The sequence below is a fragment of the Lentzea pudingi genome, from assembly GCF_014646255.1.
In the GTDB taxonomy this organism is placed as follows: domain Bacteria; phylum Actinomycetota; class Actinomycetes; order Mycobacteriales; family Pseudonocardiaceae; genus Lentzea; species Lentzea pudingi.
On the sequence record NZ_BMNC01000009.1, the window covers coordinates 132,299 to 149,892 of the forward strand.

The 17,594-nt window shown below is 69.1% G+C and carries 12 protein-coding genes and 1 pseudogene; 6 read left to right on the forward strand and 7 right to left on the reverse strand.

Annotated elements, in window-relative coordinates; all coding sequences use genetic code 11:
* The first annotated feature begins 14 nt into the window (after window positions 1-14).
* Window positions 15-1,019: a GDSL-type esterase/lipase family protein gene (locus tag IEY88_RS28545; protein ID WP_189157964.1), complete on the forward strand. Its 1,005-nt coding sequence runs from the start codon at window positions 15-17 to the stop codon at window positions 1,017-1,019.
* On the opposite strand, the gene IEY88_RS28550 is transcribed toward IEY88_RS28545, so the two are convergent.
* From IEY88_RS28550 to IEY88_RS28565, 4 genes are all read right to left on the reverse strand, one after another.
* Window positions 1,016-1,804: a carboxylesterase family protein gene (locus tag IEY88_RS28550; protein WP_189157965.1), complete on the reverse strand. Its 789-nt coding sequence runs from the start codon at window positions 1,802-1,804 to the stop codon at window positions 1,016-1,018. The two genes, IEY88_RS28545 and IEY88_RS28550, sit on opposite strands and share 4 nt — an antisense overlap.
* A 56-nt stretch (window positions 1,805-1,860) precedes the next feature.
* Complete coding sequence (locus IEY88_RS28555; protein WP_189157966.1) at window positions 1,861-4,146, reverse strand: hypothetical protein; 2,286 nt, start codon at window positions 4,144-4,146, stop codon at window positions 1,861-1,863.
* Window positions 4,147-4,370: 224 nt separating this feature from the next.
* A complete protein-coding gene (locus IEY88_RS28560) occupies window positions 4,371-5,048 on the reverse strand; it encodes a hypothetical protein (protein WP_189157967.1) in 678 nt (225 codons plus the stop codon).
* Window positions 5,045-5,419: a YchJ family protein gene (locus tag IEY88_RS28565; protein WP_373294197.1), complete on the reverse strand. Its 375-nt coding sequence runs from the start codon at window positions 5,417-5,419 to the stop codon at window positions 5,045-5,047. The genes IEY88_RS28560 and IEY88_RS28565 overlap by 4 nt, the downstream gene beginning before the upstream one ends.
* Window positions 5,420-5,508: 89 nt before the next feature.
* On the opposite strand from IEY88_RS28565, the gene IEY88_RS28570 reads away from it, so the two are divergent.
* The 3 genes from IEY88_RS28570 (at window position 5,509) to IEY88_RS28580 (ending at window position 7,568) form a co-directional block, all read left to right on the forward strand.
* Window positions 5,509-6,060, forward strand: coding sequence for a DivIVA domain-containing protein (locus IEY88_RS28570; RefSeq protein ID WP_189157969.1), 552 nt, complete (start codon window positions 5,509-5,511; stop codon window positions 6,058-6,060).
* 99 nt (window positions 6,061-6,159) lie between these two features.
* Window positions 6,160-6,702, forward strand: a complete 543-nt coding sequence (gene aroQ, locus IEY88_RS28575) for a gamma subclass chorismate mutase AroQ (protein ID WP_189157970.1) — start codon at window positions 6,160-6,162, stop codon at window positions 6,700-6,702.
* A gap of 116 nt (window positions 6,703-6,818) precedes the next feature.
* Window positions 6,819-7,568: an SDR family NAD(P)-dependent oxidoreductase gene (locus tag IEY88_RS28580; RefSeq protein WP_189157971.1), complete on the forward strand. Its 750-nt coding sequence runs from the start codon at window positions 6,819-6,821 to the stop codon at window positions 7,566-7,568.
* Here the strand turns inward: IEY88_RS28580 and IEY88_RS28585 are convergent.
* The 3 genes and pseudogenes from IEY88_RS28585 to IEY88_RS28595 all read right to left on the reverse strand — a co-directional run.
* A pseudogene (locus IEY88_RS28585) lies at window positions 7,565-7,872 on the reverse strand (integrase core domain-containing protein); the annotation flags it as partial. The gene IEY88_RS28580 and the pseudogene IEY88_RS28585 overlap by 4 nt on opposite strands.
* 565 nt (window positions 7,873-8,437) lie before the next feature.
* Window positions 8,438-12,214: a DNA topoisomerase (ATP-hydrolyzing) gene (locus tag IEY88_RS28590; protein ID WP_189157972.1), complete on the reverse strand. Its 3,777-nt coding sequence runs from the start codon at window positions 12,212-12,214 to the stop codon at window positions 8,438-8,440.
* Between the two features lie 33 nt (window positions 12,215-12,247).
* Window positions 12,248-14,299 (reverse strand): DNA gyrase/topoisomerase IV subunit B, encoded by a 2,052-nt coding sequence (locus IEY88_RS28595; RefSeq protein WP_189157973.1) that lies wholly within the window; start codon window positions 14,297-14,299, stop codon window positions 12,248-12,250.
* A gap of 443 nt (window positions 14,300-14,742) precedes the next feature.
* Here IEY88_RS28595 and IEY88_RS28600 point away from each other — a divergent pair, with 443 nt between their 5' ends.
* On the forward strand, window positions 14,743-15,927 hold the full coding sequence (locus IEY88_RS28600; RefSeq protein ID WP_189157974.1) for a pyridoxal phosphate-dependent aminotransferase: 1,185 nt from the start codon (window positions 14,743-14,745) through the stop codon (window positions 15,925-15,927).
* Between the two features lie 60 nt (window positions 15,928-15,987).
* On the forward strand, window positions 15,988-17,586 hold the full coding sequence (locus IEY88_RS28605) for a DUF4331 domain-containing protein (protein ID WP_189157975.1): 1,599 nt from the start codon (window positions 15,988-15,990) through the stop codon (window positions 17,584-17,586).
* Window positions 17,587-17,594 lie beyond the last annotated feature (8 nt).

The following is a 17,594-nucleotide window of genomic DNA, read 5'->3' on the forward strand; positions in this document are numbered from 1 at the left end:
TAAACTGGTGCGCGATGCGCAAAGGTCTCTTCCTCGCGACGATCGGCCTGCTCACGACCGTGCTGGTCGTGAGCGACCACGTGTTCCCGCCTCCCTCCGCCCCGGACCGGGAGTCGAGGACCGCGGTCGTGGCGCTCGGCGACAGCACGATGTCCGGTGAGGGCGCCGGCAGCTACGAGCCGGGGACCGACGGCGAGGAGGGCGGCAACTGGTGCCACCGCTCGCGTGAGGCCGAGATCATGAAGACCGCGGTCGACGCCGACCAGAAGATCAACCTGGCGTGCTCGGGCGCGAACTCGGACAAGCTGCGCAACGAGCAGCTGCCCCGCCTGCGCGACATCGCCGGGTCGAACCAGGTCGTCGCGATCGTCGTGGCAGTCGGCGCGAACGACGACCCCCGTTTCTCCGAGATCCTCAACAAGTGCTTCGAGGCGTGGGGCAAGCGCAGCGACTGCACGTCGTCCGTGGCGCCGGAGTGGACCAAGCGCGTGCGCCGGATGGTCCCCAAGGTCGAGAACACGCTGAACGCCATCCGCCAGACCATGCGCGACTCCGGCTACCTCGACTCGTCGTACCAGCTGGTCGTGCAGTCGTACGCGGCCCCGGTGTCCCCGAAGATGCCGCAGTCGCTGCAGAACCTGTCCGGCTGCCCGCTGCGCACCACCGACCTGGAGTGGGTCGTCGAGGAGGCGGTGCCGGAACTGTCGAACGGCCTGCGCACGGCCGCGGCGAAGGTCGGCGCGCGGTTCCTCGACCTGGCGCGGGCCGGTGTGGGCCGCGAGGCGTGCGTGGGCGGGGACGAGCCGGACACCGAGTGGTTCACGCGGCTGTCGGTCGACTGGGACGGGCTGAAGGACCAGCGGCGGTCGTCGCACGCGTTGCAGGAGTCGTTCCACCCCAACGCCCGCGGTCACGAGGAGATCGGGCGTTGCCTGGGCGAGTTCCTGGCGTCGGACAAGCGGGACGGGGCGTGCGTGGCCCGGCTGGACGGGTCGCTCGGGCTCAACACCGAGAGCTAGACCCAGAGCTTCAGTTCGTCGCGCGGCCAGCCGGGATCACCCGTGCGCGCGAACTCGGCCCACGCCCTGGCGATGTCGCCGCGGAACATGTCCGGCACGTCCGCACCGTGGTGCGCGGGATGCCTGGCGTAGATCGACCGGAACGCGCTGCCGTGCTCGTCCGCGAGCCTCGTCGTGGGACGCTGGAACAGGTCCACGTCCTCATCGGCCGTGTGGCACACCATCAGCTCGACGTCGTACGGCCCTTCCAGCGGGCTGCGCGGCAACGTGTCGCCGTCGATGATCGGCTGGTACAGCACGACGTCCGGTTCTCCCGCACGCTGCACCTCGACGGCTTCACGAGGTGTGAAGAACCGTCCGGCGAGGCTGTGCACGATGGCGCGGTGGAACAGGCCCGCGGCCGACGGCATCACCATCAGGCTCGCGACGGTCTGCGCTCCGGACGACTGGCCGGCGACGGTGACGTTGTACGGATCTCCGCCGTAGCGCGCGATGTTGCGGTGGATCCAGCGCAGCGCCGACACGACGTCGAGCAGCCCGCGGTTGTGCTGGATTCCTTCCAGCGCACCGTAGCCGTCTTCCGCGAGCCGGTAGTTGCAGCTGACGAACACGATCCCGTGCGACGCGATGACGTCACCGGCGTACTCCGGTTGCGCCGACGAGCCCACGGTGTTCGCGCCGCCGTGGACCCAGAGGATCACCGGCGCTCCGGAGTCCACCGTGGACCACACGTTCAGGGTGTGCCGGTCGCCGAACGCGCCGGTCGGCTCGCCGTCGCAGTCCACCGGTGGGTGGAGGCGCAGCGAGCCGACCGGCGGCTCCGCGTAGCGGATGCCGAGGTTCAGGCCGTCACCTGGTGCGAGACCGGGAGGACGCGCAGGTTCGCCGCCGCCCGTTCCAGCTGGGAGAGCACGCTCGGGCGCATGCCCGCGATCTCCAGGTCGGACGCCGGGCCGGCCATCTCCTGCAGCAGCACCTGCTGCGGGTGATCACCCTCGGCGTCGGCCACGGCCAGCACCCGGAAGGGCGTGCCGGGCGCGAAGAGGACGCGTTCCTCGGTGGCGACGGCGACGCGGTCGGCGACCTCGATCCGGCGGCCGGTGACCGACCAGATCAGGTACTCGGTGACGCCGTCGATGCGCTGGGCCGGGTTCGCGACGGCGTCCAGCAGGCCGTGCTCGACCAGGACGTCGCCGCTGCGGTAGCGCCGCGGGCCGGTCTGGCCGCTGACGCCCCACACCGTGGCGATGCCGCTGTGCACGGGCAGGCGGTTCATGCCCGAGACGATGCACGCGACGTACGGGCGCAGGCGGCCCAGGCGTCCCATGCGGAGCGTCTCGACGACCATCTCCTCGTCCTGCGACACGCACGCCAGCAACGCCGTGAGGTCGGTGACCATGGCCTCGAACGCGGCTGGGTCCTCCTCCGCGTCCGGGCGCTGCGAGAGCAGGCGGACGACCGTCGCCGCGTGCACGCCGTAGCGCTCGCCGAGGGCACGGCGGACCGTGTCGCGTTCGGCGTCGGAGCTGCCGTGGTCGGCGTCGATGAACTCGCGCTCGCCGGTGTTCTCCGGCTGGGCCTCCCACATCGCCAGCGGCGCCAGCGGCAGCGGGCCGTCCACGCGGAACCTGACCGGGGCGGAGTCCGGGTCGTCCGACGGGAACGCGGCCTCGTCCGGGTCGTCCAGCGCGTGCGACGTCACGGACGACATGGCCGGACCGGCGCCCATGCTCGCGTACGCGGGCTGTTCGGGCTCGGCGGGCGTGACGGGGGTGAAGAAGCCGGTGCCGTTGTCGGGCGAGTCCCGCGTCGACAGCGCGTGCGCCGGCGAGCTCGCCGCGACGACCGGTGCGGCAGGCGGAGGCGGCGGCGGTGCGATCACCTTGGAGTCGCAGAACACCAGGCGCAGGAGCTTGCGCACCTCGGGCTCGAGGCGTTCCACGAGAGCAGCGCCGTGCACCGCGACCGCACCGGGCGTCGTGCGCCCTGGGGTGCCGACGGTCAGACGTGCCCACTCCGGGTCCAACGGCTGTGTGCGCACCTCGGCCGCGTTGTACGGCTCGTCCTGCTCACGCACCCACAGGCCGGAGGGCACGACTTCGAGCACCACGCCGTCGCCGAGCGCGAACACGCCCGGCGAGACCTCGTTCAGGCCCTGTACTGGCGTCCGGTAGCCCGAGACGACGGGCACGGACTCGTTCGGCACGCACAGCACCTCGGTGACGAACGGGCGCCACGTCTGCTGGCCGCGCGGGTCGACCGCGATCACCGCCGGTCCGCCGCCGCGCAGGTTGCCCACCGGGATGCCGGTGAACATCGCGATCGGCTCGCCGATCTGGTCGGCGACGAGGCTGCCGATGCTCGCGTCGATGCCGTACGGGACGAGCCGCACGCGCGACCGGGCCGCCTGGGGCAGCGCCGTGAGCAGGCGGCACACCTCGTCGATCGGGATCGACGACTGGCCGGGCCCGCCGACGACGACCGTCAGCACGTTGTCGCGGCACGGCAGCGCCACGATCGGCCGCGAGTCCTGGGCGGCCGGGTCGAACGGTGGCTGCTGCGCGCGCAGCCAGAGCCCGCTCGGGATCGGCTCCGAGATGCCGATCTCGCCCGTGGGCCACGGCGAGTTCGGGTCCATCGCCTCCCACTGCGGCACCGGGAAGCGGCGGCCGAACGGCATCGGGGACGCGTTCGGCTGGAACTTCACCCAGCTGCCGTAACCCTGCGTGCCGACGACGAACGCGGCACCGGGCACCGTGGTCAGCACGCCGTCCGGCGCCACGACCTCGGCCTGCAGCTGCTCGGCGAGCCACTGCGCGGGAGCGGTCGGCCGCATCGTGCCGGCGTGCGAGACCGCGAGCCGGACGGGCCCGCGGCCGTGCAACGCCGTCACGACGTGCGGCCAGAAGGTGCTCTGGTCCCCGCTCGGGAAGTCGACCACGACGACGGTCCGGCCCTGGTCGGCCGGGAGCGCGCGGGCCAGTCCCGTGGCGCCCTGGCTCGGGCCCTCGGGAGCGGAGATGACGAGCGTCGACCCGACGGAGTTCGCCGCGAACGGCGTCCTCTGGGGTACCGGGTCCGGCTGCGGGATCGCGGCCGGCGGCTGCTCGACTGGGTACAGATCCATGTCCTGGTCGGTGCTCGTGATGGTCTGAACTCCGAAACTGCTCTGGCCAGAACTCTGGGGCTGTTGTGGTTGCTGGTCGCCTTGGGCGGCGGCACGTCGGCTCAACAAGCGCCTGATCACCTCCGTGCCATCCCGGTCACTCGCCCTTTCGGCTTAATCGGGCAACGGTCGTGCACGCTATCAAGACGCGCCGTAGTTCCGTCACCCAGTCGGGTTCTTTGATCTCATCCGATCGAGACCCACACGGCGCGCGCTCGTCCGCACACCCCGTCGGGACCGATGATGGCGGACGCGGAGTACGCCTTGCGGCCCTCCTTGCCGAGCTCCCACGCCAGCAGCACGTGGTCCGCGCCCAGTGCGACCGGCCGCTCGACCTGCGCGACGAAGGTGCCGAGCACGAACGCCGGGCCGCCGTCGGGGGCGACGGGCTGCGCGGACGGACAGTCGAGCGCGGCCCAGACGATCTCCGGGAGCACGCTGACCCCGTCGTTCGGCAGGACGTCGGCCGGAGTCCAGACCCCGGCCCACTCGTCGCGGCCGTCGAGCGGGCCGAGCAGCGCGGCGATGCCGTCCTCCCGGTCCGGGCCGCACCCGAAGCAGGTCGGGAACGGGTGCCGGTCGCGCCACGGCACCTTCGCCGACGCCTTCAGCGCCTCGTCCAAGGTCGGCGCGGCGGGCACCTCCAGGTCGAGCGCGGCGGGCTCGGCGGAGGCGATGACGACCTCGCCGTCGAGCAGCTGCCCGTCCCTGACCTGCATCTCCCGGTCCAGCGGCACCGGTTTGCGCAGCCGGACGCTCACCGCGCCACCTCGGACGTGGTCGGCGAGCAGCCCGGCGGAGTAGCCGCCGTTGCCCATGCCGGGAGGCCCGTTGAACCTGCTCGCGACGATCACGCTGCTCATTCCAGGCCCTCCGCGTACACCCACTGGCCGTTCTCCCTGATGAACTTGCTGCGCTCGTGCACGACGCCACCGACGTAGTGCGCCCGGAACTCCACCATGCCCTCGTTCGCGAACATCCCGCCGTTCTCGGTCGACAGGATTTCGAGCTTCAGCCAGCGGTCGGTCGAGTCGATCCCGGCACTGGAAGGGCGGTGTTTCGCGGCCCACGTGCGCAGCAGGTAGTCCTCGTCGGACACCGCGAAAGCGCTGTAGCGAGAACGCATCAGCTGCTCCGCGGTGGCCGCCTTGCGGGCTCCGGAGTGCAGCGCACCGCAACAGTCCATATAGGACTGACCGGTACCGCAGGGGCACAGTTTGTTGGTCACCTCCACATTGTGCCTGGTGAACCCGTTAGAACCGATGCCGCGCCCCGTACGTACCCCTTGGCAAGACTGACTCGCGGGAGGCAGAGGAGACGGCAGTGAGTGTCGACAGCAGGACAGAGCTCGTACCCCTTCGCACGTGGTTCGGGCTGCGCTGGCGCGGCTACGACCGCGACGAGGTGGACGACTACGTCGCCGAGCTGGAAGCCGAGCTTCGCCTGGTCACGGCCGACCGCGACGCCTCGGAGGCCCGAGCGGAGGCCCTGGCCGCCAGACTGGTCACGGTCCAGGAGGAGAACGCCGCCCTGCAGGACGGCCTGCACCGCATCTGCCTGACCCCGATCGACCCGAAGGGCCTGCCGGAACGGCTCGCCCGCATGGTCGCCCTGGCCGAGGAGGAACGCCGTGACGTCGTGCGGGACGCCCAGCTCAAGGCACTGATGATCGTGGGCGAGGCCGAGCAGCGGGCCCGCCGGCTCGACGAGGAGGCGGCCGAGAAGCGTGACGGGATCCGCGAGGACTTCCGGCTCGCGATGTCGGCCCGCCGGGCCGAGGCGATGCGGGCGCTGGCCGAGCTGCGCAACGTCGCCCGTGACGAGGCGGAGCGCATCGTCACGGAGGCCAGGATCCAGAGCCTGCACATCGAGTGACCACCCGGAGTGGTGCGGGCGGGGACGCCTCGGCGGCCCCCGCCCGGACCCGCTCGGACGTGCACACCCGTCCGCGGCCAGTCGTGGCATCCTGCGGAAATGAAGATCATGGCAGTCGCGCTCACCCTGGCGGCGACGCTCGGCCCGATCGCACCCGTGGGCCGGCTCGGCGATCTCACCGACCTGGCCGTGCGGCGCGTCCAGATCGCGGATCTGGTGGCAGCGGCCAAGTTCGGCACCACCCAGCCCATCGACGACCCCGCGCGTGAACAGGTCGTGCTCGACGGCGTGCGCGCGAAGGCGGTGGCGCTGGACCTCGACCCCGAGAACGCAACCCGGTTCTTCCGCGCCCAGATCGAGGCGAACAAGTCCGTGCAGCGCGGCCTCCACGAGCGCTGGACCGCGCATCCCGGGGAGGCGCCGTCGAAGCGCCCCGACCTGGCCACCGAGGTCCGGCCCGTGCTCGACCGGCTGACCACGGACCTCCTGGCCGAGCTGAAGGACACCGAGCAGGTCCGCCGCCCGTCGATCCGCTGCGAGGTGCACGCGGAGATCGCGGAACGGTCCGCGGTGGTGCGGCACCGTCTCGACCGCCTGCACGCGGACGCGCTGGCCGAGGCGATGACCACCGTGTGCCAATAACACGGAACCCGGCAGGATCAGGCAAGAACGCGATAGCTTCGATCTCCTGCTCCCACTGCCCTGACTGGTCTTATTGGTTCATCGGAAACCAAGCAGATCCAGAAGGCGGTAGGAACATGTCAGTCGCGATCGTGACCGGTGGCAGCTCGGGCATCGGCTGGAGCACGGCCGTCGAACTCGCCCGGCGAGGCGCCGCGGTGATCCTCACCCACAGCGCCAACGAGGCGGGCGCCAAGCAGGCCGTCGCGGCCATCGAGCAGAACGGCGGCAAGGCGTCCGCGCTGCACTTGGACGTCGGCCGCAGCGACACCTTCGAGGCGTTCCGCGACCAGGTCACCGAGGTGCTGCGGGGATGGGGCCGGAACGAGGTCGACGTCCTGGTCAACAACGCGGGCTTCGCCCAGACCGCCCTGTTCCCGGACACCACCGAGGAGCTGTTCGACAGGTTCTACCGCGTCCTGCTCAAGGGCCCGTTCTTCCTCACCCAGACCCTGCTCCCGCTCCTCGCGGACGGCGCCGCCGTGGTCAACACGACCAGCAGCTCCACCGAGAGCCCCGAACCCGGCTACTCCGGGTACGCCAGCATGAAGGGCGCGCTGGTGGTGCTCACCCGCTACCTGGCCAAGGAGCTCAGCCCGCGCGGCATCCGCGTCAACTCCGTCTCCCCCGGCGCCACCCGCACCAGGCTGGGCGGCGACGCCTTCGAGAAGTTCCCGGAGTTCATCCCCGCACTGGCCGCGCAGACCGCACTCGGGCGCGTCGGCGAGCCCGACGACGTGGCGGTGGCCATCGCGGCGCTGGCAGGCGACGACGGCCGGTGGATCACCGCGCAGAACGTCGAGGTGTCGGGCGGTTTCGGTCTCTAGAGGTGATGTCCAGGGAGGTTGGTCAGCCAGGTGATGGGGGCTGGCCTCCGATGGCGGAGTGGGCTCGGTGGTGATTGTAGAAGTGCAGCCAGCCGGGCAGAGCGGTTCGGCGTTCGGTTTCTGAGTGGTAGTGGCGGGCGTAGGCCCAGCCGTCTGCCAGGGTGCGGTGGAAGCGTTCGATCTTGCCGTTGGTCTGGGGCCGGTAGGGGCGGGTGCGTTTCGGTGTGATGCCGAGTCCGGCGCAGGTGTCGCGCCAGGCGACGGAGCGGTAAGCGGGGCCGTTGTCGGATAAGACTCGTTCGACAACACCTGCAGCAGATCCGCGCCGCCAGGCCGGGGCAGGCCAGGAACGTCCCGCGCGTACAGCTGGGCCACGGGCACCAACGGAATCGGCCCGTCGACCGCTATCCGCGTGCCTTCGTCCACGCGGTCGACGACGACTTTTTCTTCTGCGGTCAACAGGTTCACGCCGTGCTCGCGTGGCCGAGACCACGCCTCGGTCAGGATTCGCCGCCGTGCCATCACATCCGGGATGGTCGCGCCATCCACAAAGGAACCGACGTGCGCGGTACACGCCGGCCACGCCTCCCCCGCCGGCCACAACAACGGACCACCGAACGAACTGTCCGCCGCACCCGGTTCGCCGGGCCGGGGATGCAGCCGAACGGTGGTGCGGGCCAGCGGCGCCATGGCGGGCAGGTGTGCCGCGAGATCGACCGGGCGCGGCGGAGTCGTGCGGACCATGGCGGAATGCTAGTGGTGCAACCGATCAGCCGCGGCCACTTCCGCCTTCGTGCTCGCACCCAGCACAGCGCTTCCGGCGGTTCGCCGGTGAGGAGGTCGCCCTTCCCCACCGGCGCGAGCCTCGGCTAGTCCCTCTCGATCAGGTGCCCGATGATGTCCGGGCCGGGGTGCGCGTGGCCGGAGCCGTCGCGCCGCGGGTCGATGGCCGGCAACTCCACCGGCGTGCCCTTCTCGTCCGCACCCGCGGGCCTGCTGCCGATCCACGCGAGCACCAGGTGGTCCTCACCCTTGAGGAAGCGCTGCGACCGCACACCGCCCGTCGCGCGGCCCTTGGCCGGGTACTCGCTGAACGGCGTGACCTTGACGCTCTGACCGGACGACGTGACGACCATCGGCTCGCCGTGCTCGTCGTCGTCCGTGCGGATCGCGCCGAAGAACACCACGTACGCGTCGCCGCTCAGGTTGATGCCCGCCATGCCGCCGCCCTTGAGGCCCTGCGGCCGCACCAGTTTCGCGTCGTAGCGCAGGAGTGACGAGTCGGAGCTGACGAACGCGAGCGTCTCGCTGCCGTCGGTGAGCCACGTGCACCCGACGATCTCGTCGCCGTCCTTGAGCGTGATGACCTCGAACTCGTCCGAGCGGACCGGCCACTCCGGCACGCACACCTTGACGGTGCCGAGCTTCGTGCCGAGCGCCATGCCGGGCGAGTCCTTCGGGTCGAGCGGCGCGATGCCGACCACCTTCTCGCCCTTGTCCAGCGGCACCAGCTCACTCGCCGCCATGCCGCCGCGCAACGAGACCGTGCCGCTTTGTTCCGGCAGCACGGGCAGTGGGAGCACGTCCGTCTTGAACGCGCGGCCCTGGTTCGTGATGAGGATGACCTGGCCTCGCGCCGTGGAGTGCACCATTGCCAGCACCGCGTCGTGCTTCACACGACCCGCCCGGCGCTTGCCCTCCGAAGCCTCCTCCGACTCGGCCGCGGTCCGCGCGACGAGACCGGCGGCACTGAGGATCACCTGGCACGGATCGTCCGCCACCTCCAGCGGCCCAGCGGGCTTGGACGCCGCCAGCACCTCCTTGAGGTCGCCGTCGATGAGACTCGTCCGGCGCTCGCCGCCCAGGTCCTTCGCCACCGCGGCGAGCTCGGACGACACGAGCTTCTTGAGGACACCCTCGTCGTCCAGGATCGCGCTGAGCTCGGCGATCTCCTGACGGAGCTTGTCCTGCTCGTTCTCGAGCTCGAGCTTGTCGTACCGGGTGAGGCGGCGCAGCGGCGTGTCGAGGATGTACGAGGCCTGGATCTCCGACAGCTTGAACTGCTTCATCAGGCCGTCCTTGGCGGCAGCCGCGTTCTCGCTGCCCCGGATCAGCTTGATGACCTTGTCGATGTCCAGCAGGGCCAGCAGAAGTCCCTCGACGAGGTGCAGGCGTTCCTCGCGCTTGCGACGCCGGAACTTCGTGCGCCGCGTGACGACCTCGTAGCGGTGCTGGAGGAAGACCTCCAGCAACTGCTTGAGCCCCAGCGTCTGCGGCTGACCGTCGACCAGCACCAGGTTGTTGATGCCGAACGACTGCTCCATCGGCGTCAGCCGGTAGAGGTCGGCGAGCAGCGCCTGCGGGTTGACACCGACCTTGCACTCGATGACGAGACGGATGCCGTTCTCGCGGTCGGTCAGGTCCTTGACGTCCGCGATGCCCGTGAGGCGCTTGGACTTGTTGACCTCGTCGGTGATCTTCTCGACGATCCGCTCCGAGCCCACGCCGTACGGGAGCTTGGTGACCGTGATGGCCTGCCGCCCCCTAGAGCCTTCCAGCGGACCGATCTCCACCTTGGCACGCATGCGAACCACGCCGCGGCCGGTCTCGTAGGCCTTCCGGACCTCGTCGAGGCCCAGCAGGATGCCGCCCGTGGGCAGGTCGGGGCCCGGCACGAACTCCATGAGCTTGTCGAGGTCGGCGTTGGGGTGGTTGATGAGCCACCGCGCCGCACCGACCACCTCGCGGAGGTTGTGCGGGATCATGTTCGTGGCCATGCCGACCGCGATGCCGGACGTGCCGTTGACCAGCAGATTCGGGAATGCCGCCGGCAGCACCGCCGGCTCCTGCAGCGAGCCGTCGTAGTTCGGCCGGAAGTCGACCGTGTCCTCGTTCAGCTCGCCGACCAGCTGCATGGCGACCGGGGACATGCGGCACTCGGTGTATCGGCTCGCGGCCGGTCCGTCGTCCGGGCTGCCGAAGTTGCCGTGGCCGTCGATGAGCGGCTCGTTGAGGCTGAAGTCCTGTGCGAGGCGGACCAACGCGTCGTAGATCGCCGTGTCGCCGTGCGGATGGTACTTGCCCATGCAGTTGTGGACGACCTGGCCGTCGACGACGAACGCGTGTTCTTCGGTCGCGACCTGGATGTCGTACGTCGTGTCCGGTGCGACCGGCTCGACCGACACCACCTCGAGGAAGCTGAAGCCCGACAGAGCTTCCAGGCGGCCGGCGAGCGGCGAGCCGATCCGGCTCAGCTTCTCGATCCACCCGTCGGCACCGGCCCGCCACAGCGGGAAGGAACGCTCAGCGAGCGACTTCCCGTGCCGGTTCTTCCCGTACCGGACGTCCTCGCCCAGCGACGCGCGGAACGCCACGCCGTCGGTGTCGCGGAACCAGCCACCCCCCTGGTGCGCGGCGGAGAACTCCGCCATCACCGGCGCACAGGGCAACCTGTCGTTGCCCTGCTTGCCGCCGTAGCGCAGACCGATGGACAAGATCTGCCTCAGGCCGTCCTGCTTGTAGCCGATCTTCGTCCACGGCAGCAGCGCCATCGCCAGAGCCGCGGCGTCACGACCCGAGATCGACAAGCCCAGCAACGTCTTGTGCCCGGTCGTGCTGACCCGCGACCAGTGGTGGCCGTGGATTCCGGTGTCCGCGAGCATGCCGTGCAACTGGCCGATCAGCCTCTGGCTGGTGCTGACCAGAACGATCTCCCGGTTGTGCTTGCGCACGTAGCCGTCGCCGTCGAAGAAGCCCGCGATGAACGGCGCCCAGGCAGACCGGTCGGCCAGCACGCTCGGCGGCACGGCCTTGTCCGCGCTGAGAGGCGTCGCCACCTCCAGCAACGCGTCGTGGCGCGCGAACGTGAGGATGTGCTGATCCTTGTGCTTCGGGTTCTTGGCCACGCGCTTGCCGCGCGACACGGTGATCCCGTTCAGGATCGCCCAGCCATGTGCGACGTCCAGCGGTTCGGCGTCGACCATGTGGATGCGCACCCGGCCGTCCGCGGCGTGCTTGCGGTCGACGGCGAACCCTTCGGCGACGAGCAGACCCTGCACGTAGGCACCGAGATCACCGGTGTCCGACGCGAGGTCTGCCTGCCGGTCCGCGCCGTACGCGATCGTCTGACGACCGGCGAGGTCACTCGCCGCGGTCCAGCCGATCGACAGATCGGACTCGACGGTCCGGAACCGCTGCCCCGGCGTGACGAGCATCGACCGGCCGTTCGACCAGGTGATCCGCACGAGTTCGGAGACCGGGTTCTCGTACACCTCGTTCACGCGCACCGAAGTGCCGTGGCCGTCGAGCACGAGATCACCGATCTCGATCTCCTCGATCGGCCGCAACCCACCAGGTGTCGACACGAGCGCCCCACGCACGAAGCAGTCGCCTACGACGCGCGACGACTTCACGTACGCGTGCGTCGGGCGGTAGCCCTGCTCGTGCATCGAGTACAGGATGCGGCGGTGCACCGGCTTGAGGCCGTCGCGCGCGTCCGGCAGTGCTCGCGAGTGGATGACCGAGTACGCGTACTCCAGGTACGAGTCCTCGATCTCCGTCTTCAGCGAGTTGTCGAGCACCTTGGCGCCGGCCTTGTCGAACGCGGCTGGGTCGACCTTGGTCGTGGGTCCCTTGCGGCGTGCCATGACTACGTGACTCCGTCTGTCTCTTGAGAAGGCTTAGAGGTCGATGGCCGACTGGTCGACCCTGGCGGCGGACTCGACGAGCCAGTTGCGGCGCGGCTCGACCTTCTCGCCCATGAGCAGTTCGAGGGCTTCCTCGGCGGCCTCGACGTCGGTCATGGTGATGCGGCGGACCGAGCGGGTGGACGGGTTCATCGTGGTGTCCCACAGTTCGTCCGCGTCCATTTCGCCGAGGCCCTTGAACCGCGGCACCGGGGTGACGACCTGTTTACCGGCCCTTTCCAGCGACGCGACCTTCTGCTCCATCTGGCGCTGGGTGAAGGTGAAGTGCGTTTCCGGGTTGCGGCCGCGGGTCATGACCTTGTGCAACGGGGGCATGGCCGCGTACAGACGGCCGTCCTCGATGACCGGGCGCATGTACTTGGCGAACAACGTGATGAGCAGCGTGCGGATGTGGCTGCCGTCGACGTCCGCGTCGGCCATCAGGATCACTCGGCCGTAGCGCATCTGCGGGAGGTCGAAGGTGCGACCGGTGCCGGCGCCGAGGACCTGGACGATGGAGGCGATCTCGGCGTTGCGCAGGGTGTCGGCGAGGGAGGCCTTCTGGACGTTCAATATCTTGCCGCGCAAGGGAAGCAGCGCCTGGTACTCGGAGACGCGCGCCATACGCGCTGAGCCGAGTGCGCTGTCGCCCTCCACGAGAAAAAGTTCGCTACGCGAAACACCTGTGGTGCGGCAGTCGACGAGCTTCGCCGGCATCGCGGCGCCCTCGAGAGCCGTCTTGCGGCGGGCCGCGTCCTTCTGCTGCTTCTGGGTCAGGCGGACGCGGGAGGCGTCGACGACCTTCTGCAGGACGGTCTTGGCCTCCACCTTGGTCTTGCGGTCCTCGGTCCAGGCGCGGACCTGGGCGTCGACGATGCCCTGCAGCACCTTGGTGATGCCGGCGGTGGAGAGTTCGTCCTTGGTCTGCGAGGTGAACTGCGGTTCGGGGATGCGGACGTGGACGACGGCCGTCATGCCCTCGAGCACGTCGTCGAGGGTCGGCATCTCCTCCTTGGGCTTCAGGAGCCCCCTGGTCTTGGAGATGGCGTCCTGGATCGACTTCACGACTGCTCGGTCGAAGCCTCGGCGGTGGGTGCCGCCGTGCATGTTGCGGATGGTGTTGGTGAAGCACTCGACGGTGCGCTCGTAGCCGGTGCCCCAGCGCAGTGCGACCTCGATCTCGGCCTGACGCTCCACTTTGGACCGCATCACGCCGTTCTCGTCGGCGGCGTTCTCGAAGTAGGTGCCGGTGCCCGTGATCAGCAACGTGCCGGAGACGGCGCGGTCGCCTGCGGGGGCCAGGAAGTCGACCATGTCGGTGAGGCCGTTGGGGTAGTGGAAGACCTCTTCGGAGATCGAGTCTTCCAGTGCCGTGCGCAGGACGTAGGCGACGCCGGGGACGAGGAACGCCGTGTTGCGCATCTTCTGGCGGACCACGTCGACGTCGAGGGCGGCGCCGTTCTCGAAGTAGCGGGCGTCGTACCAGTAGCGGGTCGAGGTGCCGGTCGGCTCGTTGCGCTTCATCTTGCCGGTGACCTTCAGCCCCGCCTGGCGGGTGAACTTCGCCTTGGGGCCGGGGCCGTCGAAGACGCCGGGGACGCCGTGGGCGAACGACATCTCGTGGACCTTGCCGCCGCGGCGCACCGTCACGTCGTAGCGGTGCGACAGCGCGTTGACGGCGGAGGCGCCGACGCCGTGCAGGCCGCCGGAGGTCTTGTAGCCGGAGCCGCCGAACTTGCCGCCGGCGTGCAGCTTGGTGAGCACCAGTTCCACACCGGACAGACCGGACTTCGCGTGGACGTCGGTCGGGATGCCGCGGCCGTCGTCGTCGACCTGGACGCTGCCGTCGGCGTGCAGCGTGACCACGATCTTCTTCGCGTGGCCCGCGACGCCCTCGTCGGTCGAGTTGTCGACGATCTCGCTGAAGAGGTGGTTGATGCCCCGGCTGTCGGTCGACCCGATGTACATGCCAGGCCGTTTGCGTACGGCCTCCAGACCTTCCAGGTGGGTGAGGTCGTCGGCCCCGTACAGGGTCTCTGCGGTCACGGGTACTGCTCCCTGATCGTGTGCGGACTGCCAGCAGGGTATCCGTCCCCCCTGACAATTTTTCGCAGGACGCCCGTCACGGAAGTGGAAATCGCGTTGAATGACGGGCCGAAGCCCGCCGGAAGCGGCGTTCACAACCCTTCTGACCTGCGAAAGTTCTTAAATCTGGCCCAAACGAGACCGATTGGCGAACGTCACGCGCGCGAGTGGGCCTCAAGAGTGGTTACCCGAGCACGCGCGCACGCAACCCGGAGGCCCGGATCAGCGCGATCCGTCCGTCCTATGTGGACTCCGATGCACCTGCCCGGCTGGTCGGTGACGGGAGGCCGCGAGGTTGCGCCCGAGACCTTTCCGAGACCTTCCCGAAACGGACCCGTGAACCGTGGTGAACATCGGCACGTATGCCCCGATGTCGGAAACGGATCGAAGGACGGAGTGGTCGCGTGCGGCATGGTGTGGACTCGGGTCTCTTCCAGCAGACCGCGCACAGCCCGTCCTACTTCGAGCTGTCGCGGACCGGTGCGGGTGAGCTCGTCGACTTCTGCATCCCGTGCAACCCGTACTTCCCGACGCCGCAGATGTTCGAGGAGCTGTCGAAGAACCTCGAGGCGGTGCTGAAGTTCTACCCCAGCGACTCGTCGAAGATCGCGGCCCAGCTGAGCACCGTGCTCGGGCTGAACCCGGCGACGATCGCGATGTCGAACGGGTCGACCGAGCTCATCACGTGGATGGACCACATGTGGGTCCACGAGAGCATCGCGATCCCGATCCCGACGTTCGGCCGCTGGACCGACCAGCCGATGGAGAGCAACAAGCGCGTCGACATGTTCCTGCTCCAGGAGAGCAACAACTTCGAGCTGGACGTCGACGAGTACATCAAGTTCATCCGCGCTCGCGGCAGCAAGGTGGCCGTGATCTGCAACCCGAACAATCCCGACGGCGGGTACCTGCCGCGCAGGGAGATCATCCGGTTCATGGACGAGCTCTCCGACCTGGACCTGGTCGTGATCGACGAGTCGTTCATCGACTTCGTCGAGGTCGAGCGCATCCCGTCGGTCGCGGCCGAGGCGTCCATCCGGCCCAACGTGGTCGTGCTGAAGAGCCTCGGCAAGAACTTCGGCCTGCACGGCATCCGGTTCGGTTACCTGGTCGCGAACCCCGGTCTGGCCGGGAAGATGCGCCGGATCCTGCCGAAGTGGAACCTCAACTCCCTGGCGGAGACCGTCGTGTTCATGCTGGCCGAGCACGAGGGTGAGTACGCCGAAAGCCTGCGTCTGCTGTCACGGGACCGGTACCGGATGGGCATGGAGCTCTCGCGCGTCCCGGACCTGACCGTCTACTCCTCGCAGGCCAACTTCCTGCTGGTCAAGCTCGGCGGCGGCATCGACGGCCGCGAGCTCAGGGACCACCTGTTGTCGCGCCACCAGGTCTTCATCCGCGAGTGCGGCAACAAGCTCGGCATGACCAGCAAGTTCGCGCGGCTGGTGGTGCGGCCCGAACACGACGTCGAACGGCTCGTCGAGGGCATCCGCGACTTCACCCAGGCGCGGTGGACGAGCGAGCACCCGAGTCATTCCAGCCATTCCAGTCATTCCAGCGAACCGTCGCTGCTGATGCACAGCGCCTGACCGGCAGCGCCCGACCCGACAGCGACTGACCCGTTCTTTTCTCCGAAAGGTTGCCCAAAGATGTCATCACCGCACGCCCTCAGCGGTCGGCGCGGCCAGGTGGCTGCGGCCGCGCTGGTGGCCGCCACACTGCTGAACGCAGCCATGTTCGGCGGAAACAACGCCACGGCGTCGTCCCACCGCGAGGCCCCGCTCATCGCGGGTGACCCGGCCGTGGACAACACGGACCTGTACGCGTTCGTGAGTCCCGACCACAAGGACACCGTGACGCTGGTCGGCAACTGGTCCGGGTTCCAGGAACCCAACGGTGGCCCGAACTTCTTCCCGTGGGCCGAGGACGCGCAGTACGACTTCAACGTCGACAACGACGGTGATGCGAAGTCCGACGTCACGCTGCGGTTCACTTTCGACACCGACGACCGGCGCAAGAACACCACGTTCCTGTACGCCAACGGTGTGGTGGACTCGCTCGACGACGAGAACCTGCTGTTCCGGCAGCGCTACAACCTCGAGGCGATCTACCAGAACGGCCAGCGGGTGAAGCTGGTCAACAACGCCCCGGTGGCACCCTCTCCGAACGGCCCGGCGTCCATGCCGGACTTCAAGAAGCTGCGCGACCAGGCGGTCGCGCAGATCGCCGGTGGCGGCAAGGTCTACGTGGGCCCGTCCGAGGACGCGTTCTTCGCCGACCTGCGGGTGTTCGACCTGCTCTACGGCGGCAACCTGAGCGAGGTCGGCCAGGACACGCTGCGCGGGTACAACGTCAACACCATCGCGATCCAGCTGCCGAAGAACGCGCTGGCGTTGCGCAACGACAACCACCGCAACCCGAACATCGGCATCTGGAGCACCACGCAGAAGCGCAGCCTGAAGCTCTCGCCGGGCAAGGCGGAGCCGCAGGGCGACTTCGTGCAGGTCTCGCGGCTGGGCAACCCGCTGGTGAACGAGGTCGTGGCCCCCGCGGGCCTCAAGGATGCGTTCAACGGCCTGCGCCCCGACCAGGACGCCGGCGTGAAGGAGCTCGTCGACCGGGTCGTGAACCCGGAGCTGCCGAAGCTCGTCGAGGCGATCTACAAGATCCCGGCGCCGAAGGGCCAGCGCGACGACCTGGCCGAGATCTTCCTGACCGGCATCACGAAGAAACTCGGCGCGCAGATCAACGCCGACCTGAACTCGCAGGTCAACAACCAGGACGTGGACGCGCGGCGGTTCCGCCCGAGCGAGATGCTGCGCCTGAACATGATGATCGAACCGAATGCCAACCCGAACCGCCTGGGCTTGCTCGCGGGTGACACGCAGGGCTTCCCGAACGGCCGTCGGCTGACCGACGACGTGGTGGACATCGCCGTGCAGGCGATGGAGGGCGCGGCGGCGTCCGGCAAGCTCGTCGACGCGCTCGCCACGGGTGACAAGGTCGACGCGAACGACCAGCCTTTCGAAGCGAACTTCCCGTACGTGGGCCTGCCGCGCAACGGCACCGCGGTGAACGCCTCGGGCAACACCGCCGAGGTCGCGGTCAACCCGGTCGGCAAGATCGGCGACATCGACCCGATGGCCATGACCACCGCGGTCGGCTCCGCGGCCGTGTTCGGCGCCGGCTTCTTCCTGTGGCGCAAGCGTCAGCAGCACATCCGCAAGTACGGGTCGCACTCGAAGTGAGGTACCAA

Bases quoted from the DNA above. Each gene is read 5' to 3' on its own strand.
- IEY88_RS28590 (WP_189157972.1), bottom strand. From the start codon at position 12,214: ATGGCACGCCGCAAGGGACCCACGACCAAGGTCGACCCAGCCGCGTTC.
- IEY88_RS28580 (WP_189157971.1), top strand. From the start codon at position 6,819: ATGTCAGTCGCGATCGTGACCGGTGGCAGCTCGGGCATCGGCTGGAGC.
- IEY88_RS28545 (WP_189157964.1), top strand. From the start codon at position 15: ATGCGCAAAGGTCTCTTCCTCGCGACGATCGGCCTGCTCACGACCGTG.
- aroQ (WP_189157970.1), top strand. From the start codon at position 6,160: ATGAAGATCATGGCAGTCGCGCTCACCCTGGCGGCGACGCTCGGCCCG.
- IEY88_RS28605 (WP_189157975.1), top strand. From the start codon at position 15,988: ATGTCATCACCGCACGCCCTCAGCGGTCGGCGCGGCCAGGTGGCTGCG.
- IEY88_RS28560 (WP_189157967.1), bottom strand. From the start codon at position 5,048: ATGAGCAGCGTGATCGTCGCGAGCAGGTTCAACGGGCCTCCCGGCATG.
- IEY88_RS28555 (WP_189157966.1), bottom strand. From the start codon at position 4,146: ATGGATCTGTACCCAGTCGAGCAGCCGCCGGCCGCGATCCCGCAGCCG.